Source organism: Streptomyces sp. NPDC054847, assembly GCF_053610925.1.
On the sequence record NZ_JBSGZJ010000044.1, the window covers coordinates 1 to 22020 of the forward strand.

Annotated in this window: 20 protein-coding genes; 7 read left to right on the plus strand and 13 right to left on the minus strand. The window is 71.7% G+C overall.

Annotated features, from left to right (window positions below; translation table 11 throughout):
• Positions 1-58 precede the first annotated feature (58 nt).
• The 5 genes from ACWGH4_RS07945 to ACWGH4_RS07965 all read right to left on the minus strand — a co-directional run bounded on the left by ACWGH4_RS07945 (position 59) and on the right by ACWGH4_RS07965 (position 7121).
• Positions 59-1048: a TerC/Alx family metal homeostasis membrane protein gene (locus tag ACWGH4_RS07945; RefSeq protein ID WP_453457116.1), complete on the minus strand. Its 990-nt coding sequence runs from the start codon at positions 1046-1048 to the stop codon at positions 59-61.
• Between the two features lie 243 nt (positions 1049-1291).
• Entirely contained in the window at positions 1292-3238 is a 1947-nt protein-coding gene (locus tag ACWGH4_RS07950) for a TerD family protein (protein WP_453457119.1), read from the minus strand.
• 102 nt (positions 3239-3340) lie between these two features.
• A complete protein-coding gene (locus ACWGH4_RS07955; RefSeq protein WP_005318943.1) occupies positions 3341-3919 on the minus strand; it encodes a TerD family protein in 579 nt (192 codons plus the stop codon).
• Positions 3920-4073: 154 nt separating this feature from the next.
• Complete coding sequence (gene uvrB / locus ACWGH4_RS07960) at positions 4074-6194, minus strand: excinuclease ABC subunit UvrB (protein WP_453457122.1); 2121 nt, start codon at positions 6192-6194, stop codon at positions 4074-4076.
• A 60-nt stretch (positions 6195-6254) separates the two neighbouring features.
• Entirely contained in the window at positions 6255-7121 is an 867-nt protein-coding gene (locus tag ACWGH4_RS07965; protein WP_453457126.1) for an MHYT domain-containing protein, read from the minus strand.
• A 292-nt stretch (positions 7122-7413) separates the two neighbouring features.
• Between ACWGH4_RS07965 and ACWGH4_RS07970 the strand changes: the two genes are divergently transcribed.
• The 3 genes from ACWGH4_RS07970 to ACWGH4_RS07980 all read left to right on the plus strand — a co-directional run bounded on the left by ACWGH4_RS07970 (position 7414) and on the right by ACWGH4_RS07980 (position 10271).
• Positions 7414-8295: a glycerophosphodiester phosphodiesterase gene (locus tag ACWGH4_RS07970; RefSeq protein WP_453457129.1), complete on the plus strand. Its 882-nt coding sequence runs from the start codon at positions 7414-7416 to the stop codon at positions 8293-8295.
• Between the two features lie 80 nt (positions 8296-8375).
• Positions 8376-8906, plus strand: a complete 531-nt coding sequence (locus tag ACWGH4_RS07975; RefSeq protein WP_441264402.1) for a methylated-DNA--[protein]-cysteine S-methyltransferase — start codon at positions 8376-8378, stop codon at positions 8904-8906.
• 90 nt (positions 8907-8996) lie between these two features.
• Entirely contained in the window at positions 8997-10271 is a 1275-nt protein-coding gene (locus ACWGH4_RS07980; protein ID WP_453457179.1) for an MFS transporter, read from the plus strand.
• Between the two features lie 82 nt (positions 10272-10353).
• Here the strand turns inward: ACWGH4_RS07980 and ACWGH4_RS07985 are convergent, their stop codons facing one another.
• Genes ACWGH4_RS07985 through ACWGH4_RS07995 form a run of 3 tightly spaced genes read right to left on the minus strand, consistent with a single transcriptional unit; the run spans position 10354 to position 13993 of the window.
• A complete protein-coding gene (locus ACWGH4_RS07985) occupies positions 10354-11376 on the minus strand; it encodes a TolB family protein (protein WP_453457132.1) in 1023 nt (340 codons plus the stop codon).
• On the minus strand, positions 11373-12638 hold the full coding sequence (locus ACWGH4_RS07990) for an MFS transporter (protein WP_453457135.1): 1266 nt from the start codon (positions 12636-12638) through the stop codon (positions 11373-11375). The genes ACWGH4_RS07985 and ACWGH4_RS07990 overlap by 4 nt, the downstream gene beginning before the upstream one ends.
• Before the next feature lie 2 nt (positions 12639-12640).
• Positions 12641-13993 carry a discoidin domain-containing protein gene (locus ACWGH4_RS07995; protein ID WP_453457138.1) on the minus strand — a complete coding sequence of 451 codons (1353 nt, stop codon included), beginning with the start codon at positions 13991-13993 and terminating at the stop codon, positions 12641-12643.
• 264 nt (positions 13994-14257) lie between these two features.
• Here ACWGH4_RS07995 and ACWGH4_RS08000 point away from each other — a divergent pair, with 264 nt between their 5' ends.
• Together ACWGH4_RS08000 and ACWGH4_RS08005 are read left to right on the plus strand one after the other, a co-directional pair.
• Positions 14258-15169 (plus strand): pseudouridine-5'-phosphate glycosidase, encoded by a 912-nt coding sequence (locus ACWGH4_RS08000; protein ID WP_453457141.1) that lies wholly within the window; start codon positions 14258-14260, stop codon positions 15167-15169.
• Positions 15166-16047, plus strand: a complete 882-nt coding sequence (locus ACWGH4_RS08005; RefSeq protein WP_453457144.1) for a carbohydrate kinase family protein — start codon at positions 15166-15168, stop codon at positions 16045-16047. The genes ACWGH4_RS08000 and ACWGH4_RS08005 overlap by 4 nt, the downstream gene beginning before the upstream one ends.
• A 38-nt stretch (positions 16048-16085) precedes the next feature.
• Here the strand turns inward: ACWGH4_RS08005 and ACWGH4_RS08010 are convergent, their stop codons facing one another.
• Together ACWGH4_RS08010 and ACWGH4_RS08015 are read right to left on the minus strand one after the other, a co-directional pair.
• Positions 16086-16724: a uridine kinase gene (locus ACWGH4_RS08010; RefSeq protein WP_453457148.1), complete on the minus strand. Its 639-nt coding sequence runs from the start codon at positions 16722-16724 to the stop codon at positions 16086-16088.
• A 39-nt stretch (positions 16725-16763) separates the two neighbouring features.
• Complete coding sequence (locus ACWGH4_RS08015; RefSeq protein WP_453457151.1) at positions 16764-17246, minus strand: cupin domain-containing protein; 483 nt, start codon at positions 17244-17246, stop codon at positions 16764-16766.
• Positions 17247-17438: 192 nt separating this feature from the next.
• Here ACWGH4_RS08015 and ACWGH4_RS08020 point away from each other — a divergent pair, with 192 nt between their 5' ends.
• The gene (locus ACWGH4_RS08020) at positions 17439-17897 is read left to right on the plus strand and encodes a hypothetical protein (RefSeq protein ID WP_441264394.1); all 459 of its coding nucleotides are present in this window, start codon (positions 17439-17441) and stop codon (positions 17895-17897) included.
• A gap of 40 nt (positions 17898-17937) precedes the next feature.
• On the opposite strand, the gene ACWGH4_RS08025 is transcribed toward ACWGH4_RS08020, so the two are convergent.
• The gene (locus tag ACWGH4_RS08025) at positions 17938-18906 is read right to left on the minus strand and encodes a D-2-hydroxyacid dehydrogenase family protein (RefSeq protein WP_453457154.1); all 969 of its coding nucleotides are present in this window, start codon (positions 18904-18906) and stop codon (positions 17938-17940) included.
• A 35-nt stretch (positions 18907-18941) separates the two neighbouring features.
• Between ACWGH4_RS08025 and ACWGH4_RS08030 the strand changes: the two genes are divergently transcribed.
• Complete coding sequence (locus ACWGH4_RS08030; protein ID WP_453457157.1) at positions 18942-19706, plus strand: DUF2293 domain-containing protein; 765 nt, start codon at positions 18942-18944, stop codon at positions 19704-19706.
• Here the strand turns inward: ACWGH4_RS08030 and ACWGH4_RS08035 are convergent.
• Together ACWGH4_RS08035 and ACWGH4_RS08040 are read right to left on the minus strand one after the other, a co-directional pair.
• Positions 19703-20416, minus strand: a complete 714-nt coding sequence (locus ACWGH4_RS08035) for a chaplin (protein ID WP_453457161.1) — start codon at positions 20414-20416, stop codon at positions 19703-19705. The two genes, ACWGH4_RS08030 and ACWGH4_RS08035, sit on opposite strands and share 4 nt — an antisense overlap.
• 141 nt (positions 20417-20557) lie before the next feature.
• Entirely contained in the window at positions 20558-21931 is a 1374-nt protein-coding gene (locus tag ACWGH4_RS08040) for an amidohydrolase (RefSeq protein WP_453457164.1), read from the minus strand.
• Positions 21932-22020 lie beyond the last annotated feature (89 nt).

Below are 22020 nucleotides of genomic sequence, written 5' to 3' on the forward strand. Positions count from 1 at the left end.
GTGCTTCCGTCCGCACCCGCCGGTGCGTGCTCCGCGTGCCGCGGTGCCACGCGGTCCGTCAGGCCTCGACGCTGTCCTTCTTCACGTCCTCCGCCGCCTCCCGCTCGGCCTGCTTCTTGGAGGCGATCAGGCTGGTGATGGTCGTGATGACGAGCACTCCGCAGATGACCGCCAGCGAGACCGGGATGGAGATCTCGGGGACGTGCACACCGCTCTCGTGCAGAGCGTGCAGCACCAGCTTCACGCCGATGAATCCGAGGATCACCGACAGGCCGTAGCTGAGGTGGACCAGCTTCCTGAGCAGTCCGCCGATGAGGAAGTACAGCTGCCGCAGACCCATCAGGGCGAAGGCGTTGGCCGTGAACACGATGTACGGGTCCTGGGTCAGACCGAAGATCGCGGGGATGGAGTCCAGCGCGAAGAGCACATCGGTGGTGCCGATGGCGAGCATGACGACCATCAGCGGCGTCAGGACGCGCTTCCCGTTGTTACGGATGAAGAGCTTGGTGCCGTGGTACTTGTCGGCGACGCCGAAGCGGTGCTCGATCGACTTGAGGAGCCTGTTCTCCTCGAACTCCTCCTCTTCCTCGTCCGACCGCGCCTCCTGGATGAGCTTCCAGGCGGTGTAGATCAGGAACGCGCCGAAGATGTAGAAGACCCAGGAGAAGCTGGCGATGATCGCCGCACCGGCCGCGATGAAGATGGCTCGCAGCACCAGGGCGATGAGCACACCGATCAGCAGCACCCGCTGCTGAAGATGCGACGGCACCGCGAACTTCGCCATGATCAGGACGAAGACGAAGAGGTTGTCGACACTCAGCGACTTCTCGGTGATGAAGCCCGCCAAGAACTCGCCCGACGCCTGGCTCTCACCGGCGAACAGCAGGCCGAGACCGAAGAGTGCGGCCAGCACGATCCAGACCACGGTCCAGATGCCGGCTTCCTTGATCGACACGTCGTGGGGCTTGCGCCCGATGAAGAAGTCGACCGCGATGAGGGCGCTGAGACCGAGAATGGTCAGCACCCAGATGGTCATTGAAACGTCCACTGCGCCTCCGGCGTCGTACGGCTACTGATCAGCGTCGTCGCTGCCGGAGGTCTCCTCCACCCGGGCCGTGCGCCACAGGCCGGCGCCCCGGGACCTCTCTGTCGGTCCGTATTGACGGGCACGCCGCGAGTCGGGAGTACTCCCCTCCGCGTAAAGAACCGTACATGAAAGGCCAAGGAAAGGTAAAGGCCGAGGCAAAGGAAGGGTCAAGTCACCAGGTCGGCGGCGCAGCCCGCCGCACGGTCAGCGGTTCCAGGACCTCCGGGCCTCCGTCACGCGGGTCAGCACCTGCCGCAGCACGTCACTGCCGTCCGGCACGGTCAGCGGCTCGTACGTCCACGCGTGCCGCACCCACGGGTCGGCGAGGTGGTCGTCGGGGACCGGTGTGACGCGCAGCAGCGAGCGCCACAGCGGATCGAGGACCGGACCGTAGGCCGTGGCGTCCTCCCGGTCCGCGACCATCATCAGATGGACGCCGACGGCCGGGCCCTCGTCGGCCAGATAACGAAGCTGGGTGACCGCCCGGTCGTCGAAACCGTGCGGGAAGTCGTTGACGATCAGCAGTTGCTCGCCGGTGTCGAGGCCAGGGGGGAGCGAGTCGGCTGCCCCGCCCCGCACCGCCATCGTCACCAGGTCGACCCGCTCAGTGAGCTTGGCGAGCACGGCGCCCACGCCCTGAGCGCCCGCGGCCGGCGGACCGGCGAGGGCCCCGGAGTCGACCAGCGGCGCCAGTGAGGCGGCGGCCGAGCCGGCCGGGTCGATGGCATGGACGGTGAACTCGCCGGGCGGGTACACGGCGAGCAGCCGGGCCGCGAGCGCGACCGCCGAGTCGAGCGCGAGCCGGCGCAGCTGCGCCTCGTCCAGCGCCATCGCGGCGTCCGAGCTCGAGCGGCCGCTGTCCACCCACAGGCCGCGCTCCAGCGGCAGCCGCACCAGGCACGGGATCCGCAGCTCGGGGCTCTCCGGCAGATGGAGATCGCCGAGGCGCAGCGCCATCGGAATCTCCATGGGGACGCGGTAGGCGTGCCAGCAGGGGTTGTCCCAGCGGGCGAACGCGGGCGGCAGCGCGGGCTCGACGACCGCGGACTCCGCGGCCAGCTGGGCGAGGTCACGGTCGAGGACCTGGCGGGCCTGGTCGGTCAGCTGCTCGCACTTGGCCCGTGCGGCGGCCCTCGCGGCGTCCCCGGTGCTGCCGATGCGGCTGCGCGGGTCGGACAGGACGCTGTCGAGCTCCTTGTCCATCCGGGACTCGGCGAACTCGACGGCGCTGCGGTACGCCGCGACGGCCCGGGCGAGGTCCTCGAACATGCCCCAGACCTGGTTGTAGAGCCGCTCCTCCATGGACCAGCCGCTCGCGTCGCCCGCCACCGGGGCGGGCGGCCGGCCGGGCTCCCCGGGCTGCGCCGCGGGGGCCGGCGGGGGCGGCGCCGACTGCCTGCGCGGATGGGCGTAGTTGATGGGGCCGCCGGGCATCTGCGGGGCGTCGGGCGTGGGTACCTGCGGTGGAGCGGAGTCGGCGGCGGGCTGGGGGGCGGTGAGGCCGCCGGTGAGCGTGGCGTCCGCGGGGGACGGCTGGTCCGGGCCGGACGCCGCTCCCGCGGCGTCGGCGGCCGTGTGCAGCCGGGCCGGCTCCGCGCGGTGCGCGCGTGGCGCGGCGGTCTCCTGTATGGCCGCCGCCGTCCGGTCGGCCTGGGCCATGCCCTGGTCCGCCAGCAGCTGGGCGAGCCCGCCCGCGTATCCCTGGCCCACCGCGCGGACCTTCCACGCACCCTGACGGCGATACAGCTCGACGGCGACGAGCGCGGTCTCGGTGTCCAGGCCGGTGATGGTGAAACTGGCCAGCTCGGAGCCGTCCTTGGCCATGACCGCCACGAAGGGCGCGGCGGTGACTCCGAAGCGGTCGGGGCCGCCCGTGCCCACGGGGAGCGCGAGCAGCACGTTGACCTGGTGCACCTCCGCGGGCACCGCGTCCAGGTCGACGGCGAACCGGGGGGACCGCTCGGCGCGTTCCGGCACCTCGACACCGGGCAGGCCGGTGGCGCCGGGACGGGCCACCCACTCCTCGCGCGCGGCCCCCCGCTCGTCGGAGCAGGTGGCGCAGGCGACGACCGGATGGCCGGCCGACACGCGGATCTCAAGTCGGCTGTCGGGCAAGGGGTGGTTCTGCCCCCGGACCAGCTCGGCCGTCATCGCTCTGTCCCCTCGGTGCGCTGCTGTTGCGGTTGGTACGCGGGCAGCTCCCGGCGGCCGGGCCTCCGGGAGCTGCGGTCCGACGGTGAATGCCGCCGGTTCCTACAGGTGCGGCAGGATCGCGGGCATCAGGTCCTGGAACGTACGGCCGTTGGCCGGGTTGCCGAGGGCCGTCATCTGCCAGCCGGCGCCGGCGCGGTGCACCTTCGCCATGATCTGCGCGGTGTACTGGCCACCGCCGTCGAGGGTGTACCGGGCCAACTCCTGGCCGTTGGTCTCGTCGACGATGCGGCAGAAGGCGTTCTGCACCTCCTGGAACGTCTGGCCGGTGAACGAGTTCACCGTGAAGACGATCTGGTCGATGTGGACCGGGACCCGCTGCAGGTCGACGAGAATCGCCTCGTCGTCACCGCCGGAACCGGCGCCGCCGACCAGGTTGTCACCGGTGTGCTTGACGGAGCCGTCGTCGCTGACGAGGTGGCGGAAGAAGACCACGTCCACCGGCTGCTTGTCGGCGAACAGCACCGCGGAGGCGTCCAGGTCGACCTCCCGGGTGCGCGAGCCGAACAGACCGCGGCGGGGCGCTGCCTGCCAGCCGAGGCCCATCCGCACCGCCGTGAGGGTGCCCCCGTCACTCTTCTGCAGGCTGATGGCCTGGCCCTTGGTCATGTTGACCGTCACGCGCTGTCCCCTTCTCGCGAATTGCCACCGCCCATGTGTGCGGTTGTTCAAGCACCCTACGCAGTCGCACCGACAGCGCGGCAAGGTCGCCGGTTTTTGTGTCGGTCTTGCAACACACCAGGTGTGTGCGCCCGTCACATCCCGCCCACCGGGCTCAGGCGAGCCCGGCCTCCTTCATCTGACGCAGCTCCTTCTTCAACTCGCCGACCTCGTCGCGCAGTCGGGCGGCGACCTCGAACTGCAGCTCCGCGGCGGCCGCGCGCATCCGGTCCGTCATCTCTTCGATGATCCCGGCCAGTTCGGCCGCGGGGCGGTCCGTGAGGATGTCGCCCTTGCGGCCCGCTCCGGCACCGAGGGACGGGACCGGCGCCTTGGCGGCCTTGCCCGGCTTTTCGGCCTTCGCCTGGCGGTAGCCGGTGCCCAGCAGTTCCTCGGTGTCGATCTCCTCGCGCGCGATGGTCGCGACGATGTCGTTGATCTTCTTGCGGAGCGGCTGCGGGTCGATGCCCTTCTCCGTGTTGTACGCGATCTGCTTCTCGCGGCGGCGGTTGGTCTCCTCGATGGCCTTCTCCATGGCCGGCGTGATCTTGTCCGCGTACATATGGACCTGGCCGGAGACGTTGCGCGCCGCGCGGCCGATGGTCTGGATCAGGGAGGTGCCGGAGCGCAGGAAGCCCTCCTTGTCGGCGTCGAGGATCGCGACCAGCGACACCTCCGGCAGGTCGAGACCCTCACGCAGGAGGTTGATGCCGACCAGGACGTCGTACTCGCCGGAGCGCAGCTCCCGCAGCAGCTCGACGCGGCGCAGCGTGTCGACGTCGCTGTGCAGATAGCGGACCTGGATGCCGAGCTCGAGGAAGTAGTCGGTGAGGTCCTCGGCCATCTTCTTGGTGAGTGTGGTGACCAGGACGCGCTCGTCCTTCTCCGTGCGCTCGCGGATCTCGTGCACGAGGTCGTCGATCTGGCCCTCGGTGGGCTTGACGACGACCTGCGGGTCGATGAGCCCGGTGGGGCGGATGATCTGCTCCACGAAGCCGTCGCCGCGGGACAGTTCGTAGGTGCCCGGTGTCGCCGACAGATACACGGTCTGGCCGATCCGCTCCGTGAACTCCTCCCACTTCAGCGGGCGGTTGTCGAGGGCGGACGGCAGCCGGAAGCCGTGGTCGACGAGTGTGCGCTTACGGGACGCGTCGCCCTCGTACATCGCGCCGATCTGCGGAACCGTGACGTGCGACTCGTCGATGACGAGGAGGAAGTCCTCGGGGAAGTAGTCGAGGAGGGTGTTCGGCGGGGACCCGGGCTCGCGGTCGTCGAAGTGCATCGAGTAGTTCTCGATGCCGGAGCAGGAGCCGATCTGGCGCATCATCTCGATGTCGTACGTGGTCCGCATGCGCAGCCGCTGGGACTCCAGCAGCTTGCCCTGCTTGTCGAGCTCGGCGAGGCGCTGTTCAAGCTCCGCCTCGATGCCGTTGACCGCCTTCTCCATACGCTCGGGGCCCGCCACGTAGTGGCTGGCGGGGAACACGTAGAGCGACCGGTCCTCGCTGAGGATCTCGCCGGTGAGCGGGTGCAGCGTGGACAGCGCCTCGATCTCGTCGCCGAACATCTCGATCCGGACAGCGAGCTCCTCGTAGACCGGGAAGATCTCGATGGTGTCGCCGCGCACCCGGAAGGTGCCGCGCTGGAAAGCCACGTCGTTGCGGGTGTACTGGATGTCGACGAAGCGGCGCAGCAGCTGGTCGCGGTCGACCTCGTCGCCGACGTTGAGCTGCACCATCCGGTCCACGTACTCCTGCGGGGTGCCGAGGCCGTAGATGCAGGAGACGGAGGCGACCACGACGACGTCGCGCCGGGTGAGGAGGGAATTGGTCGCGGAGTGGCGCAGCCGCTCGACCTCCTCGTTGATCGAGGAGTCCTTCTCGATGTAGGTGTCCGACTGCGGGACGTACGCCTCGGGCTGGTAGTAGTCGTAGTACGAGACGAAGTACTCCACCGCGTTGTTCGGCAGGAGCTCGCGGAACTCGTTCGCCAGCTGGGCGGCCAAGGTCTTGTTCGGTGCCATGACCAGGGTGGGCCGCTGAAGCTTCTCGATCATCCAGGCAGTGGTCGCCGATTTGCCCGTGCCCGTCGCTCCGAGCAGGACGACATCCTTCTCACCGGCACGGATGCGCCGCTCCAGCTCGGCGATGGCCGTCGGCTGGTCGCCGCTGGGCTGGAAGTGGCTGACGACCTCGAAAGGCGCCACCGTACGTTCGATCTTGGAAACGGGCCGCATGCAACAACCGTACGACCACCCACTGACAGTCGGGGCGTGAACGGTGGCGGACCGCCCGCCTCAGCGGCGGTCCGCTCCCCACGGGTCCCGCCCGGGCCCCCGTCCGGAGGTCCGGGCGAGGGGCCGCCGGACCCTCGGCGCGGGCAGGTCGGGGCGCAGCGCCCGGCCGTCGCCGCGCCCGGGCCGGTCGGGCCCGCCGGTCACGAGAAGCGGGTCGAACAGGACCGCGATGCCGGCGATCAGCAGGAACACGGCGGGGCCGACGAGCATCGGGGCGAGGAGTTCGGCCGGCGGGTCGCCGGCGACCGCGGCGTCCACCGCTTCGTGGACGTGGACGTTCACGGCGGCCATCCCGGTGTAGTGCATTCCGCTCACGGCGAGGCCCATGAGCAGGCTGGCGCCCAGGCTGACCATGAAGCCGTGGACGGACACCGCTGCCCAGAGCGCCGCGGTGGCCGCGACGACGGCGACCACGACGGACAGGGCGACCGTGAGGGTGTCGTACTCGATGCGTCCCGGCAGTCGTATGCCGTTCATGCCCAGGTAGTGCATGGAGGCCACTCCGAGTCCGGTGATCGTCCCGCCGGTGACGAGGGACATCCGGGTCGCGCCGCGTTGGCCGACGATGAAGATCCCGACGCCCGCCATCACGATGCCCACGGCGAGGCTGGCGAAGGTCGTCGCCTTGTCATAGCCGATGGGGGCCTCTTCGACGGTGAAGCCCATCATCGCGATGAAATGCATGCTCCAGACGCCCGAGCCGATCGCCGTCGCGCCGAGCGCCAGCCAGCCCGGCCGGAACGATCCCTCCCCGCGGACGGACCTCGTCGTGCAGCGCAGTCCCAGTGCTCCTCCGAGGCATGCCATGAGGTAGGCCGCCACCGGGGTGACGAGGCCGTAGCCGAAACCGTCCACCGTGCCCTGCATCCCCTGCACCCTTCGTCCCGTGCGATCCCCGGCGCCCTACGATCCCCGCGATCTTGGATGGAACGTCTGGTTCTGGGCGAGCGTACGGCTCCCGGAACCGCACATGGAAGTACGGGCAGACGTCTTCACAGAGATTTGTCGACCCGGGCACCGCGTCCGCCCACTCGGCCCCACGCCCAAGGCCGCCCGGGGGCGGGCCCGGTCACCTTGTGGCCATACTTCGCCTGTGCCTCGTTGGCCGGGAGATGCCACTCTCGGCCCGTCCGTGATCCGACGACGTGAGGAAGAATCCGTGTACGCACGCCCCGTCGCTGTACTGGCCGCCACGACTCTGGGACTCACCGCGCTGGTGCTGCCCGGCACCGCGGCAGCAACCGAGCAGTCCGCCGTCGGCCATGAGGACACTCCGCGGGTGATCGCTCACCGCGGCGCGTCCGCCTACGCACCGGAGAACACCCTCGCGGCGATAGACCTCGCCGACGAGATGGGCTTCGCCTGGGTCGAGAATGACGTCCAGCGCACCGAGGACGGGGAGCTCGTCGTCATGCACGACGACTCACTCGCGAGGACCACCGACGTGGAGCAGCGCTTCCCCGACCGCGCGCCGTGGAAGGTGAAGGACTTCACCGCCGCGGAGATCGCCACCCTGGACGCGGGCAGCTGGCGCGGCGCCGAGTGGGCGGGCGCCCGGGTGCCAACACTGAAGCAGTACCTCGAACGCGTGGACGAGAACAACCAGAAGCTGCTCCTGGAGATCAAGAAGCCGGAGCTCTACCCCGGCATCGAGAGGGACACCCTGCGCGTGCTGGGCCAGGAGGGCTGGCTCGACCGGAGCCACGTGCGGAGCAGGCTCGTCATCCAGAGCTTCGGCGTGGACAGCGTCAGGGCGGTGCACCAGCAGCGCCCCGACGTCACGACCGGCTTCCTCGGCACCCCGGCGGTCGCCGACCTGCCCTCGTACGCGGCGTTCACCGACCAGATCAACCCCCCGCACGCCTCCCTCAGCGCCGAGTACGTCGCCGCGGTGCACGCTCTCAAGGGCGCGCACGGCAAGCGGCTGCGGGTCAGCACTTGGACCGTGAACGATGCCGCGGCCGCCACGCGCGTGGCCGGCTTCGGCGTGGACGGGATCATCACCAACAACCCCGACATCGTGCGGGACGCCGTCGGCTGACCGACGCCGCCCGGCCATCCGTGACCGTACGGCCGGCCGTGCAGGGCCCGACTGTCAGTGGCCCGCCGTACGGTGGTCGCATGAAGACCTTCGAGTGGGCCGTGACCGGCACGGACATCGGCCCACTGCTCCTCGCCGCGACCGACGAGGGCCTGGTGAGCGTGGCCTTCCACGCCGGGCCGGCGGTACGGGACCGGATGCCCGCGCAGCTGGCGGACCGCCTGGGGGCCGAGCCCGTCGAGGACCCGGCGGGTCGGCTCGCCGAGCCGATACGCCAGCTCCAGGCCTATTTCGCGGGCACACTGCGCACCTTCGACCTGCCGCTGGACTGGTCGCTCTCGGCCGGCTTCAACCGGCAGGTGCTGCGGGAACTGCTGGCCGGCGTGGGTTACGGCGCGGTCGTGGGATACGGGGAGCTCGCGGCCCGCGTCGGCCAGCCGGGCGCGGCACAGGCGGTGGGCGCGGCGATGGGCTCCAACCCGCTGCCGGTCGTCGTGCCGTGCCACCGGGTGGTCGAGACGGACGGCGGGCTCGGGGGCTTCGGCGGCGGGCTGGAGACCAAGCGGCAGCTGCTGGCCCTTGAGGGTGTGCTGCCGCAGCCGCTGTTCTGAGGGGGCGGAGGGCCCCTGACAAGGGCTGCTTCCCGGATCTCACGGGAAGGCCCGCCCCGCGATCCGTTCTGAGACACTGCGTCGGTGACCATGCCGCCCGACGCTCCTGACATACCCGAGGCTTCCAAGACCGCCGTGGCGGCGGAGGAACTGCCCGCGATACGCAGGCGCATCAACGCTGTGCTGATCGCCAGCCAGATCCTCGGCGGGCTCGGGGTCGCCACCGGTATCGCACTGGCCACGGTGCTCGCCCACGAGGTCAGCGGCACCGAGGCCCTGGCCGGGCTCGCCCCGACCGCCACCGTCGCCGGCACCGCGCTCCTTTCCGTGCCGTTGGCCGCCCTGATGACCGCGCGGGGCCGCCGGCCCGGACTGGTGCTGGCCTACCTCATCGGCGCGCTCGGCGCGGGAGTGGTCGTGGTCGCCGCGGTCCTCGGCCACTTCCCGCTCCTGCTGGTCGGGATGGCGGGCTTCGGAGCCGCGTCGTCAGCCAATCTGCAGGCCCGGTTCGCGGCCGCCGACCTGGCGGAGCCCGAGCGGCGCGGCCGGGCCATCTCCACCGTCGTATGGGCGACGACGATCGGAGCGGTGCTCGGACCCAACATCGCCTCACCGGCCGGCCGGAGCGTGTCGGGCCTCGGCATCCCGCCTGCCGCGGGTCCGTTCCTCTGGGCGGCGGGAGTGTTCCTCGTCTCCGCCGTCCTCGTACTCGTCCTCCTGCGTCCCGACCCGCTGCTCACGGCACGGGCGATGTCGTCGGCCGACCGCTCCCCCGAAGGCCGGTCGCTGAAGGCGGGGCTGCTCGCCGTGCGCGAGTCCCCCATGGCGCGGCTGGCGCTGGTGACCGTGGCCGTGTCGCACACCGCCATGGTGTCGATCATGTCGATGACCCCCGTCGCGCTCGGCCACCACGGGGCCGGCATCGAGCTGATCGGCCTGGTGATCAGCGGCCACATCGCGGGCATGTACGCCTTCTCGCCGGTGATGGGCCGGCTCGCCGACCGCGTCGGACGGCTCGCGGTGATCGGGCTGGCGGCGGGCCTGCTGTGCGCGGCCGCGGTGCTGGCCGGAACCGCCGGCGGCAACCACAAACAGACCGCGGCGGGGCTGTTCCTGCTCGGCCTCGGCTGGTCGGCGGGACTCGTCTCCGGTTCCACGCTGCTCACCGAGTCCGTCCCGCAGCCCACGAGGGCGGCGGTCCAGGGCCTGTCCGACCTTGCGATGAACACGGCGGCCGGCGTGGGCGGCGCGGCGGCGGGCCTGGTGGTGGCGCAGGCGGGGTACGGGTGGCTGAACGCGGTGGGCGTGGTGCTGTTGCTGCCGATGGCCGGACTGGCGGTACACAGGGCTTTGGCCCGGGCGTAGGGGCGTGGCGGCTGCCCGCGGCTTCCGGCCCGCCCCTGGCGGCGGGAGGGCCCCGGACGGGCTTGAGTTGCCCCAGCGCCCGTCACCGCACCGGCGTCGGGGAGGACGCCCGTGCCACGTGCAGACGGGGCCGGCCCGTGCCGTCGGCGGGGACCGTCCAGATGTCGGTGCCCCGCCCGTCCTCCCGCGGCAGCGCATACGCGATCGTGCCGTCGTCGAGCCACGCCGCCTGGTCGTCCACGCCGCGGGTCTCCGCCAGGGGATGCTCTCGCATGGTCTTCAGGTCGAGGACGTGGAGTCGCCACGGCCGGCCCCGGTCGCCGCCGCCGGTCTTCTTCTTGAAGGCGATCCGCCCGTTGTCCGGTGACAGCGAGGGACATTCGACGTTCTCGCGCAGCGCCCGCGCCGACCAGGTGCGCATGTCGCCCTCCACGAGATGGGTGCGTCCCTTGGACGAGACGGTCGCGTAGAAGCGGTTGTCGTCGCGGGCGAAGGTGACACCCCAGTAGTTGACGTCCGGCGCGTGGTAGCGGCGGCCGTCGAGGGTGAGGGGAATCTGTTCCATGTTCTTGATCAGGTAACCGGTGCGCAGGTCGAGGATGGAGGTACGCGTGGAGAAGGACGAGCCGGCGTACGAGTCCCCCACGGCGAACATCGTCCACGACAGCATGCGTCCGGACGCCGACACCCGTGCCCGGTCGGGGATTCCGGGCAGCGCGATGCGGCGGGTCTCGCGCAGCCGGCGGTCGAGGACGACCGCGTAGGCGCGTGGCGGCACGCCTGGGCGGCGCTGGAGACACAGGGCGGCGCCGCCCGCCGCGTGGAAGCGGTCGCAGGAGGGGCCGCCGGTCGTGCGGGGCGCGTCCGGTTCTTGCTCCGCCGCGGGCCGGTGGGCTATGCGGCCGTCCCCTTCCTGAGTGCTGCGGAAGTACAGCCGGGGGCCGGCGAGTTCGAAGGTCTCCTCCGCGGCGGCCGGTCGGTCGCCGCGGCCGGACGCGTTCACCGTGTACCCGACGGCGACGCCCGCCAGCACCACCGTGGCGAGCACGAGCGCGCCGATCCGCCGGCGGGAACCGGCCGTGGACGGGGACGGGGGTGGCTTCATGGCGACTGCCTTTCCTGTTCCGTACGGGGCAAAGCGGCCCGGGCGAGTACCAGGGCGGTGAACATCGCGGCCGCGGCCACGGCGAGCGCGGGCCTCGGGCCCCACAGCGTCCACGCCGCGCCGAATCCGGCGGCGGCGATCAGCCGGGCCACCGCCTGGCCGGTCTGGAGCAGCGCCAGGCCGCTCGCCCGCCGGGCGGCGGGCAGCAGGGGTCCGGCGAGCGCCATGAGCACGCCGTCGGTGGTCGCGTAGAAGGCGCCGACGAGAACCAGGACGAGGGTGAGGAGGGCCGTGCCGTTGATCGGCGTGAGCAGCAGCAGGTAGGCGGCGAGCAGGGCGCCGTGCCCGCACAGGAACGGGACCCGCCGGCCCACGCGGTCGGCGAGGCGGCCGGCCGGGACGGCGAGCAGCAGGTAGACGGCCGCGGCGCCGAGCGGCAACAGGGGGAACCAGACCACGCCCACGTCCAGCCTGCGTTGCAGCAGCAGGTAGACGAACGCGTCGCCGATGGTCGCCGCGCCGAGCAGCGCGGCGGCGGCGAGTATGCGGCGGAAGGCCGGACTTCTCAGCGGCTCGAGCACCGAACGGCGGGCGCGGGCGGGGCTCGCCGGGGTGGGTGCGGGTGGGGTGAAGTGCCCCGGTACCAGCAGGGCCAGCAGGACCACGCCCAGCAGCCCGATGCAGAAGCTGACGACGAACACCGCGTCGTAGGCGTCCGCGGTCGCCCACAGCAGACCGAACGCGGCGAGCGGGCCGAGCAGCGCTCCCGTCGTGTCCATGGCGCGGTGGACGCCGAAGGCCCGGCCCAGCGTCTCGGGCGGACCGCTGAGTGTGATCATCGCGTCGCGGGGGGCCGTCCTGATGCCCTTGCCGATCCGGTCGGCGGCCAGCGCGGCCGCGATGCCTCCGGTCGCGCCGCCCGCGAGCAGCAGACCGAGCCGGGAGAAGGCGGAGAGCGCGTAGCCGGCCCCGGCGACGCGTTTGTGCCGGCCGCCCCGGTCGGCGGCGTGGCCGCCGGCGAGCCGCACCAGGGCGGTCACGCCGTTGAACAGCCCGTCGAGAAAGCCGAACTGAAGGGGCGACAGGCCAAGTCCGAGGACGAAGTAGAGCGGCAGCACGGCGGTGACCATCTCGGAGGAGATGTCGGTGACGAGGCTGACCGCTCCGAGCGCGATCACGGTGCCGGGGACCCGCCGCGCCGCCCCGGGTGCTGCTCCCGGTGCGGGCGGCGTGTCAGGCCGGCCGGTGGTGGCCAGGTACATCGTCAGTGGCAGGTGTAGGTGGGGCTGGTGTCCTTGACGGAGCCGTCGGAGGCCACGTAGCTCCAGCGGTACGTCGTGTCGGTGAAGTCCAGTTTCAGCACGCCGTACGGGCCGCTGATGCGCTTCTGGCTGTTGGGCTGGACCTCCTCGATCGCGTAGGGCTCGGCGCCGCCCGTGCCGCCGACGATCTGGACGATGCCGTCGGCGGTGGCCCGGCCGGCCGGGTCCTGCGGCGCGAAGCGCTCGTAGTGGTGGTCGTGGCCGCCGAGGACGAGATCGGCCTTGGCCCGGTACAGGATGTCCCAGACGGGCCTGCCGACGGGGTCGTTGCCGTGTCCGCCGGAGCTGAAGAGCGGATGGTGCCAGTAGGCGGCGACGCACTTCTTGCTGTTGCGGGCGAGGTCGTCCTTGAGCCAGCTGATCTGGGCCGGGTCGTCGAAGGTGTTGGAGTCGAGGGCGACGAAGTGCCAATTGCCCTCGTCGTAGCTGTAGTAGGGCTTGCCCTGCGGGTAGGCGATGGCGCCGAAGTACTGCTTGTAGCCCACGAACTCGCCCGCCGGGTCGTACGACTCGTGGTTGCCGGGTACCGGCCGGGTCTTCGCCTTGAAGGCGCCCCAGGTCTTGTCGTAGTAGTTGCGGAAGTCGGAGAGACGGGCGTCGTCGTACTGGTTGTCGCCCATCGTCAGATAGAACCTCGGGTTGATCTGCTGGGCCCGGGCGGCGGTCTTCGGGTGGGCGCAGGAGCTCGACGACGCGGTGCACTGGGCGGCGATGTCGCCCGCCGCGACGACGGTGAACGCGCCGGTCGGCGGTTCGCCGCCGCCGACCGTGCCGTAGACGTCGACCTCCCAGAGCGAGTAGCCGTACTGGGTGCCGCGTGCGGTGCCGTGGACGCGCAGATAGCGGCCCTTGCCGGCGAGGCCGGTGAACTCGTCCGTGCCGCCGTCACCCGCGGTCTCCGTGGCGATGGGCGTCCAGGCGGCGCCGTCGGCGGACATCTCGATGCGGTACTGCCGGGCGTGGGCCACCTCCCAGTTGAGCGTGACTCGCGAGACGGTGGCGGCGCCGCCGAGGTCGACGCTGATCCACTGTGGGTCCCGGCCCTCGGCGGAGGCCCAGCGGGTTCCCGTGTTCCCGTCGAAGGCGTTGGAGGCGGCGAACGCGGAGCCTTCGAGGGACGAGGCGGTGGCGGTCCTGCCGCGCGAGATGAGGGTGTCAGCGGCGGCGGTGCCGCCGGTACCGGCGGCATCGGCCCGGCCGGGACGGGCGATGAGGACGGCGGCGATCAGCAGCAGTACGGCGGAGAGGGCGAGTACCGCGGTCCGGCGTGGTGGGGTGGAGGCGGTCAGGCGCATACCTGGCTCCCTGGACGGGGACGGCGAGAGCTGGACTCCTTGCGACGCGCCGCGCCCGGGCAGGGCTCGGCGTACAGCGGCCGGGTCAGAGCTCTCGCTGAGCGCGTCACGCCCACAGGGATCGGGCGCCGCGCCAAGCCGCTGCCGGGATGGTGACAAGCAGCCATGCCCCTGTCAATGGTTGTCAGTAAACTTTCCTTCCAATCAGCCCGATTCCCGTCCACCCGAGGTTTGCGCCCCGCTTCCCCGCGCCAGGGATGGGACATGCCGAAGACCGCAGCCATGGTGTCCGAAGAGGTCCGGGAAGCCCTCGATACCGGAGTGCCCGTCGTGGCCCTGGAGTCGACGATCATCGCGCACGGACTGCCGCGTCCCCGCAATCTGGCCGTCGCGACGGAGCTCGAGGCCCTCGTCCGCTCGGGCGGCGCCGTCCCCGCGACCATCGCCGTGCTCGACGGCAGAGCCCATGTCGGGCTCACCAAGGCCGAGTTGGAACGGGTCGCGGGCGACCCCGGGATGCGCAAGCTCGGCCATCGCGATCTCGCTCCCGCCGTCGCCATGGGGGCGAGCGGCGCGACGACCGTCTCCGCCACGGCGTTCCTCGCCGGCCTGGCCGGCGTCCGGGTCTTCGCGACCGGTGGCCTGGGCGGCGTGCACCGGGGCTGGACCGAGACCCAGGACGAATCGGCGGACCTGCGGCTGCTCGCCCAGGTGGGCATCACGGTGGTCTGTGCGGGCGTGAAGTCGATCCTGGACGTGCCGGCCACGCTGCAACGGCTGGAGACCCTGGGGGTGACCGTGATCGGTTACGGGACCGACCACTTCCCCGGCTTCTATCTGGCCTCCTCCGGCGAACCGGTCGACTGGACCGTCGACTCCCCTGAGGAGGTCGCCGCCGTGATGCGCGCCAAGGACGCCCTCGCCGAGCCGTACTCCTCGCTGATCGTGGCCAACCCCGTGCCGGTGGAGGAGCAGTTGGACCCTGCGCTGCACGACCGGGTGCTCGCGCGGGCGCTCGACGAGGCACGCGAAGAAGGCGTGACCGGGCAGGCCGTCACGCCCTTCCTCCTCGAGCGGCTGATGCGGTACACCGACGGCGCGTCCCTCGAGGCCAACCTGGCGGCCGTGCGCGGCAATGTCCGGCTCGCGGCACGGATCGCAGCGGCATACGCATGACCGGACTCCTCGTCGTGGGCGATGTCGTCACCGACGTCGTGGCCCGGCACAGCACGCCGCTCGCCCACGGCACGGACACCCCCGCCACGATCCGCATCGTGCCCGGCGGCGCCGGCTCGAACGTGGCGTGCTGGGCGGCGTACCGGGGCTGCCGCGATGTACGTCTGCTCGCCCGCGCGGGCGTCGCCGACCTGGAGTGGCACGCGGCACGGCTGCGCACGGCGGGCGTGCGGCCGCTGCTCGTGCCCGACGACGAGGTGCCGACCGCGACGGTCGTCGCGCTCGTCGACCGCACCGCGGAGCGGACGTTCCTCACGGACAGCGGAGCCGTACTACGGCTGTGCCCGGCCGACTGGTCGCCCGATCTGCTGGAGGGGGTCGGTCATCTGCATCTCTCCGGCTATCTGCTGTTCTCCGGTACCAGTCGTGCGACGGCGCTCGCGGCGATGGCCGCGGCGCGGAAGGCGGGCGTCACGGTGAGCGTCGATCCGGCCTCCGCCGGATTCATCCGCGAACGCGGCGTCGAGCGGCTGCTGTCGGACCTCGGCGGCGTGGACGTCCTGCTGCCGAACACGGACGAGGCGCGGCTGCTGACCGGTCTGCCCGACCCCGCCGACGCCGCCGTGAAACTCAGCCGGTCGGTCCCGCTGACCGTGGTGACATTGGGCGCAGGGGGCGCACTGGTGGCCGAGGCCGGCACGCTCACCGCCCGCCTCCCGTCCCGTGCCGCCCAGGTGCTGGACACCACGGGCGCCGGTGACGCCTTCACAGGGGCGTTCCTCGCCGCACGGCTGGCGGGTGCGGACGCCCGCACGGCCGCGGAGGAGGGCTGCCGGGCCGGTGCGGAGGCCGTGGCGCTGATCGGCGGCCGCCCCTGAGCCCGGCCGGTCGGCCGGGCCCGCCGTCGGCGGCGGGGTCAGGCGACAGCCGACCAGGCCGGATGCCGTGGATCGTCCGCCCGTACGAGGATGTCCGCCGCGTCACCGGGTCCGACCTCTCCCTCGTACCGGGCGTACGCCGGAAGCGTCCAGCGCTCGCCTTCTTCCGTGCGGCGTTCCAGCGCGGGCGGAGACAGCCTCAGATGCACGGTCAGGTCGAACGGGAACCAGTGACCGAGCAGAAAGGGACCGTGCAGCAACAGCACCCCGCCGGGCGGCAGTTCGACGTGCGCGCTGCGGGTCGCCCGGTCCGTCAGCGGGTCCCACAGATCGGGCAGGACCCTTCCGCTGCCGCCGGCTTCCAGCGGCCCGAAGACCTCGCGCCACAGCGCGCCCGTGTCGAACCACCCGTTGTAGTAGCTGTCGGGGTCCTCGCGACCGTACTCGTAACGGAGCGACGCGGGCCGCAGGAACCCGCCGGTGCCCACCACGACGACACCCCGCCCCCGCACCCGCAGCGCCTCGCCTACGAGCTCCGCGAGCTCGCCGGGACGTGACGCCGGGGCACCGTCCACACCGACGCGCAGCCAGGGGCTGCCGTCGGCGGCGGTCGTTCTCAGGACACGCTCGGCCAGGTTCTCGGCCAGCCGCTCCCAGGTGATCGGTTCGAGTCGCACACACCCATCCTCACCGACGGGGCCCGGCGCGCCGGCCGGCTATCCGGCCGCGCAGTCCGGCGCGTCCTCGTCCACCGAGAGCGGACTGCCCGCGGGCAGGAAGTACGTCACGTACAGGACGACCGGTTCGGTGCCGAGGTTGCGTCCGAGGTGGCGATGGCGGGCGCCCGCCGGTTCCAGGATCGCGCCGCCGGGACCGGTGACCTCGAGGGAGCAGTCGTCCAGTGTGCGGGTCAGCGTGCCCGACCGGACGACGGCGAGGACCTGGCCGGGGTGATGGTGCCACCCCGTCGTGCCGCCGGGGGCGATGGTGAGGGTGCGGACGACCACCTCCGTGCGTCCCTTGGCCGTGATCCTCAGCGAGTCGCCGGACGTGCCCTGGGCCAGGACCGTCCCCGAGACGCCGCTGCCGGGGGTCGCGTTCGCGGCGGACGGGACGACCGCCAGCGCCGCCATGCAGCCCGTCAGAACCAGCGCCGTACGTACGTCGAACCGCTTGCCCATCACCGTGAAGCCACGCATGGCCGGTCCCCTCCGAGTCATCGCTCCGGCAAACGCCTCAAGCTATCAAGTGGTTACCGGAAGTAGGGCGTCACCGAGGACTTGACGCGTCTCTCCACTGCGGTGATCTGATTCGCTCGTGCCCGGAGCCGGCGAACAGACCGGCGCTGAGCCACACACCCTCGCACGACATATCAAGTCCGGGAGCACCACATGTGGACAGCGCTCATCGCGGTCATCGGCACCTTGCTCGGGTCGGTGGCGACCCACTTCTTCCAGCGCCAGACCGCGGAACGCACCGCGGTCCTCGCGCGGGCGGAGCAGCTGCGCCAGGAACGGATCTCCGCGTACAGCGCCTTCGCCGGCGCGCTCGTCGACTACCGCCGCGGCCAGAACGACCGCTGGCACCGGGCGCTGGAGACGCCGGGCAGCACCGTCGCGGAGGAGGCCCGCATCGACTCGTACCGACTGCGTTCGAGCGCCCATCAGGCGTTGATCCGGGTCCAGTTGGTGTGTGACGACCCGCAGGCCCTGGCACTGGCGGCATCCGCGTTCGAGCTCACCAACTGTCTGCACGAGGCACCCGACGAAGCGGACCGCTCGCTCCGGTCCGAACAGGCACGGGAGACGCTGTCGGAGTTCATCGGCGCGGCGGCGCCCGGTGTGCGCTAGGACTTCCGTCCGGGTCCCGGCCTGCTCCGGACGGAACGCGTCAGGAGGGCACCGCCAGGGTACGGACGGGGCTGCCAGCGAGATAGGCGGCGATGTCCTCGACCGCCTCCCTGAAATACCCCTCGTAGTTGCGGCGGGTGACGTAGCCGAGGTGGGGCAGGCCGAGGAAGTTCGGGGCCGTGCGCAGCGGATGGCCGGCGGGCAGCGGTTCCTCCTCGAAGACGTCGGCGCCCGCCCCGGCGATCCAGCCCTCGCGCAGTGCCAGCACCAGGGCCTCCTGATCGACGATCGCGGCCCGTGAGGTGTTGACGAGGTAGGCGGTCCGCCGCATCCGCTTCAGTTCCCCGGCGCCGATCAGCCCCCGTGTGCGCTCGCCGAGTTGCAGGTGTACGGAGACGAAGTCGCCGGCCTCGAGCAGGTCCCCGAGCGACCCGGCCCGCCGGACGCCGTGTTCGGCGGCTCTCTCCTCGGTGAGGTTCTGGCTCCACGCCAGGACGTCCATGCCGAAGGCCCGGCCGACCGCGGCGACCTTCGCACCGATCTTTCCGAGGCCGAGAAGCGCGAGCGTACGACCGTGCAGGTCCGCTCCGACCGTGGACTGCCACGGGCCCCCCTCGCGCAGGGCGCCGCTCTCCGTGGCCACATGGCGTGCCAGTCCGAGGATGAGCGCCCACGTCAGTTCGGCGGGCGGCTCCGAATTGCTGGCGGTGCCGCACACGGTGACACCGTTGCGAGCCGCGGCTTCGAGGTCGATCGACGCGTTGCGCATCCCCGAGGTGATCAGGAGCCGCAGACGCGGCAGCCGGTCGAGAAGGGACGCGGGGAAGGGCGTCCGCTCGCGCATCACGACCAGGATCTCGCAGTCGCCGACCGCCGCGGCCACCTCTTCCTCCGAGCCGAAGTGCTCGCGGAGCGAGCGCACTTCGACGCTGCCCTCGAGTGATGACCAGTCGGCCATGGACAGCGCGACATCCTGATAGTCGTCGAGTACGGCACAGTTGAGCGTCATGGGATCGGAGCGTATCCGCCGGGTACCAACGGGACATGGACCTGGTGGTGATCCAGCCGCTCAAGGGCAGGCACTGCGCCGAGTGCCGCAGGGGCCCGCTGCCGATGCATCTTCTCGAGTCCGGCGTTCCGGTCTGTCTCGACTGCGCCGATCTCGGCCATCTCGTGTTTCTGCCCCGGGGCGACGCCGCGCTGACCCGGCGGGCGAGGGAGGCGAGTGCCCTGTGGGCGGTGGTGGTCCGTCACAACCGCCGCCGTGGCCGCTACGAGCGCCAAGGGCTGCTCGTCGAGGAGTCCGCGCTCGCCCGCGCGGAGTCGGCGTGCCTCGCCGACGCGGATGTCCGGCGCCGGCGCCGTGAGCGGGACGCTGCCCGCCGGGCAGCAGCGGACGTCCGCTTCGCCGCCGAACTGGCCGCGCGGATACGCAAGCTGTTCCCCGGCTGCCCCGAGGAGCGCGCCGCCGGGATCGCGGCCCACGCCTCCGCCCGGGGCAGCGGGCGTGTGGGCCGCACGGCAGCCGGCCGCTCCCTGGAGGAGGGAGCCGTCACGGCCGCCGTGCGCGCGTCCGTGCGGCACCTCGACACGGGCTACGACGCCCTCCTGATGGCGGGCGTGGCCCGCAAAGAGGCGCGCGCCCGGCTGGCCGGGGAGATCGATGCCGTGCTGGCGTCCTGGAGACGGCTCCCGGACGAGACGGGGCCCGCGCAGGACGCCGCGGAGCCTCAAAGGCCCCTGCCCCAGAAGCCGGATCCGGGGCCGCCCGGAATGGTCTCCGGGCCCCCCGCTCCGGGCAGGCCCTAGGACCCCTGGGAGGGGCGGAACCGGCGGTACAGCACAAGGCCGCCGAGGATCATCGTCGCGCCGGCGGGCACCGCGAACGCCAGTTCGTCGGATCCGGTGTGGGCGAGGGACGACCCGGCGGACTGCGGGGCGGGCGCCGGCGCCTCGGGCGCGGCCGGCTGCTCGGACTCCGTGGCCTTCGGCGGGGTGGTGGGCTTCTCCTCGGCCGGCGGCTCGGCGGAGTCGTTCACCGAGGTGTTGCCGGTGACGGGGTTGCCGATGCCGACGACGTTCACGGAGTTGCCGCTCACGTTGACTGGCACGTCGACGGGGAGCTGAACGCCGTTGCCGGACAGGACGCCGGGCGATCCGGCCGTCTCGCCGTCCGCGTGGGCGCCGCCGCCGTTGTGGGCGCCCGTGCCGCCGCCGTGCGAGCCGCCCTCGCCGCCGTTCTCGCTGCTGCCGCCCTTGCCGCCGTTCTCGCCGTGCGACTCGTTGACGCAGGAGTTCCCCGCCGCCGGGTTGAGCAGTCCGACGACGTTCACCGTGTTGCCGCACACATTCACCGGGACGTGGACGGGAAGCTGGACCCCGTTGCCGGAGAGCACGCCGGGCGAGCCGGCGGCGACGCCGTGCGCACCCGAGTCCGCCTGGGCGTAGCCGGTGGCCATGGCCAGCGCGCCGCCCGTGAGCATCACGGTCGCCAGGCCCTTTCGGTGAACCTGCCTCATGGTTGCCTGCCTTCAGAAGAGAAACCCGCGGGACACTCGCCCGCACCGGAATTAACGCCGTGCGGCCGCATCGGTTCTGCTGAACGAGGCATTCACCCCATCGGGTGTGCGAACTTTCGAAGGGCTCCACTCCTTCCGGCCCTACTGGCCGTCGTACTCCTGGATGCGCCGGCCCTGTCGCCGTTGCGTCAAAGCGGGCAGTTCACGGGCCAGTTCGGCGGTGATGGCGGGCACGTCGAGGGTGAGAAGACGGCGGTCGCGCATCAGCACCCTGCCGTCCACGACCGTCGTACGTACGTCCGAGGAGCGCGCGCTGTGCACCAGGGTCGCCGCGTGGTCGTGCAGGGGCTGCGTGTGCGGTCCGGTGAGGTCCACCAGGATCAGGTCCGCCCGCCTGCCCGGTGCCAGCGCCCCGATGCGGTCGTCGAGTCCCAGCGCCCGCGCGCTCTGTGCGGTGGCATGGTCGAGCGCCTGCCGTGCGGTCAGCCAGGCCGGGTCACGCTCCGTCGACTTCTGTACGAGCGCGGTGAGCGTCATGGACTCCCACACGTCGAGGGTGTTGTTGGAGGCGGCGCCGTCGGTGGCCAGCCCCACGGGAAGGCCGATCGACGCGAGCGCCCGGATCGGTGTCGTGTCCCAGCCGAATCTGAGGTAGCCGCGCGGCGCGGTGGCGACGGCGATCCGGCCCGTGGCGCGCCGCAGCACCGAGAGGTCCCCGTCCGTGATCCCGGTGCCGTGCGCGATGAGCAGATCGGTCTCCAGCAGCCCGGCCCGCTCCAGCACTTCGACGGGTGTGAGCCCGTGCCGTTCGACACTGCGGTCGGTCTGAGCCCTGTTCTCGGCCGCGTGCAGATGGACCATGAGCCCGTGGTCGCGGGCGAGCCGCGCGGTGGCGGCGAGGTCTTCGTCATCCACTGTGTACGGGGCGTGCGGCGCGAGGGACGTGGTGATCCGGCCGTCCGCCGCGCCGGCCGCGCGAAGGGCGAAGTCGAGGGAACGCTCGCGTCCCTCCGCGCCCTGGCTGGAGAAGTAGCCCCAGCCCAGGTTCGCCCGCATGCCGCTCCGGGTGACCGCGGCGGCGACCCGGTCCATGGCGAAGTAGTGGTCCGCGAAGGTGGTGACGCCGCCGCTGATCATCTCCGCGCAGGCCAGCAGGGCGCCCAGTTCGACGACCGTCTCCGTCAGGTTGGACTCGATGGGCCAGATCCAGTCGTTGAACCACTCCTCCACCGGCAGATCCTCCGCGATGCCGCGCAGCGCGACCATCGGCGTGTGGGTGTGGCAGTTGATCAGCCCGGGCATGGCCAACTGGCCCTTGGCGTCGATGCGTTCGGTGACGGGGAGGTCCGCGACGGCCGCGGCCTTTGTGACGGCGTCGATGACGCCGTCACGGACCACGACCGCCGCGTCGTCCACGAAGTCGATCCGGCCGTCCTCGTCGTGAACCATCACCGTGCACCCGGCGATCACGAGATCCGCCGCCGGTGGACGGTCCGCACGCTCCGCTGAAGTCATCCCGGTGCTCCTCTGTCGACGTCCAGGATCGGTCCGTCCCGTCCTACCCGGCTTCTCCGCCCGGCTCCCCGGCGCCGCCGGGAGCCTGC

Bases quoted from the DNA above. Each gene is read 5' to 3' on its own strand.
- ACWGH4_RS07950 (WP_453457119.1), bottom strand. From the start codon at position 3,238: ATGACGGCCGAGCTGGTCCGGGGGCAGAACCACCCCTTGCCCGACAGC.
- uvrB (WP_453457122.1), bottom strand. From the start codon at position 6,194: ATGCGGCCCGTTTCCAAGATCGAACGTACGGTGGCGCCTTTCGAGGTC.
- ACWGH4_RS07965 (WP_453457126.1), bottom strand. From the start codon at position 7,121: ATGCAGGGCACGGTGGACGGTTTCGGCTACGGCCTCGTCACCCCGGTG.
- ACWGH4_RS07975 (WP_441264402.1), top strand. From the start codon at position 8,376: ATGAAGACCTTCGAGTGGGCCGTGACCGGCACGGACATCGGCCCACTG.
- ACWGH4_RS07980 (WP_453457179.1), top strand. From the start codon at position 8,997: ATGCCGCCCGACGCTCCTGACATACCCGAGGCTTCCAAGACCGCCGTG.
- ACWGH4_RS07985 (WP_453457132.1), bottom strand. From the start codon at position 11,376: ATGAAGCCACCCCCGTCCCCGTCCACGGCCGGTTCCCGCCGGCGGATC.
- ACWGH4_RS07990 (WP_453457135.1), bottom strand. From the start codon at position 12,638: ATGTACCTGGCCACCACCGGCCGGCCTGACACGCCGCCCGCACCGGGA.
- ACWGH4_RS07995 (WP_453457138.1), bottom strand. From the start codon at position 13,993: ATGCGCCTGACCGCCTCCACCCCACCACGCCGGACCGCGGTACTCGCC.
- ACWGH4_RS08000 (WP_453457141.1), top strand. From the start codon at position 14,258: ATGCCGAAGACCGCAGCCATGGTGTCCGAAGAGGTCCGGGAAGCCCTC.
- ACWGH4_RS08005 (WP_453457144.1), top strand. From the start codon at position 15,166: ATGACCGGACTCCTCGTCGTGGGCGATGTCGTCACCGACGTCGTGGCC.
- ACWGH4_RS08015 (WP_453457151.1), bottom strand. From the start codon at position 17,246: ATGCGTGGCTTCACGGTGATGGGCAAGCGGTTCGACGTACGTACGGCG.
- ACWGH4_RS08020 (WP_441264394.1), top strand. From the start codon at position 17,439: ATGTGGACAGCGCTCATCGCGGTCATCGGCACCTTGCTCGGGTCGGTG.
- ACWGH4_RS08025 (WP_453457154.1), bottom strand. From the start codon at position 18,906: ATGACGCTCAACTGTGCCGTACTCGACGACTATCAGGATGTCGCGCTG.
- ACWGH4_RS08030 (WP_453457157.1), top strand. From the start codon at position 18,942: ATGGACCTGGTGGTGATCCAGCCGCTCAAGGGCAGGCACTGCGCCGAG.
- ACWGH4_RS08035 (WP_453457161.1), bottom strand. From the start codon at position 20,416: ATGAGGCAGGTTCACCGAAAGGGCCTGGCGACCGTGATGCTCACGGGC.
- ACWGH4_RS08040 (WP_453457164.1), bottom strand. From the start codon at position 21,931: ATGACTTCAGCGGAGCGTGCGGACCGTCCACCGGCGGCGGATCTCGTG.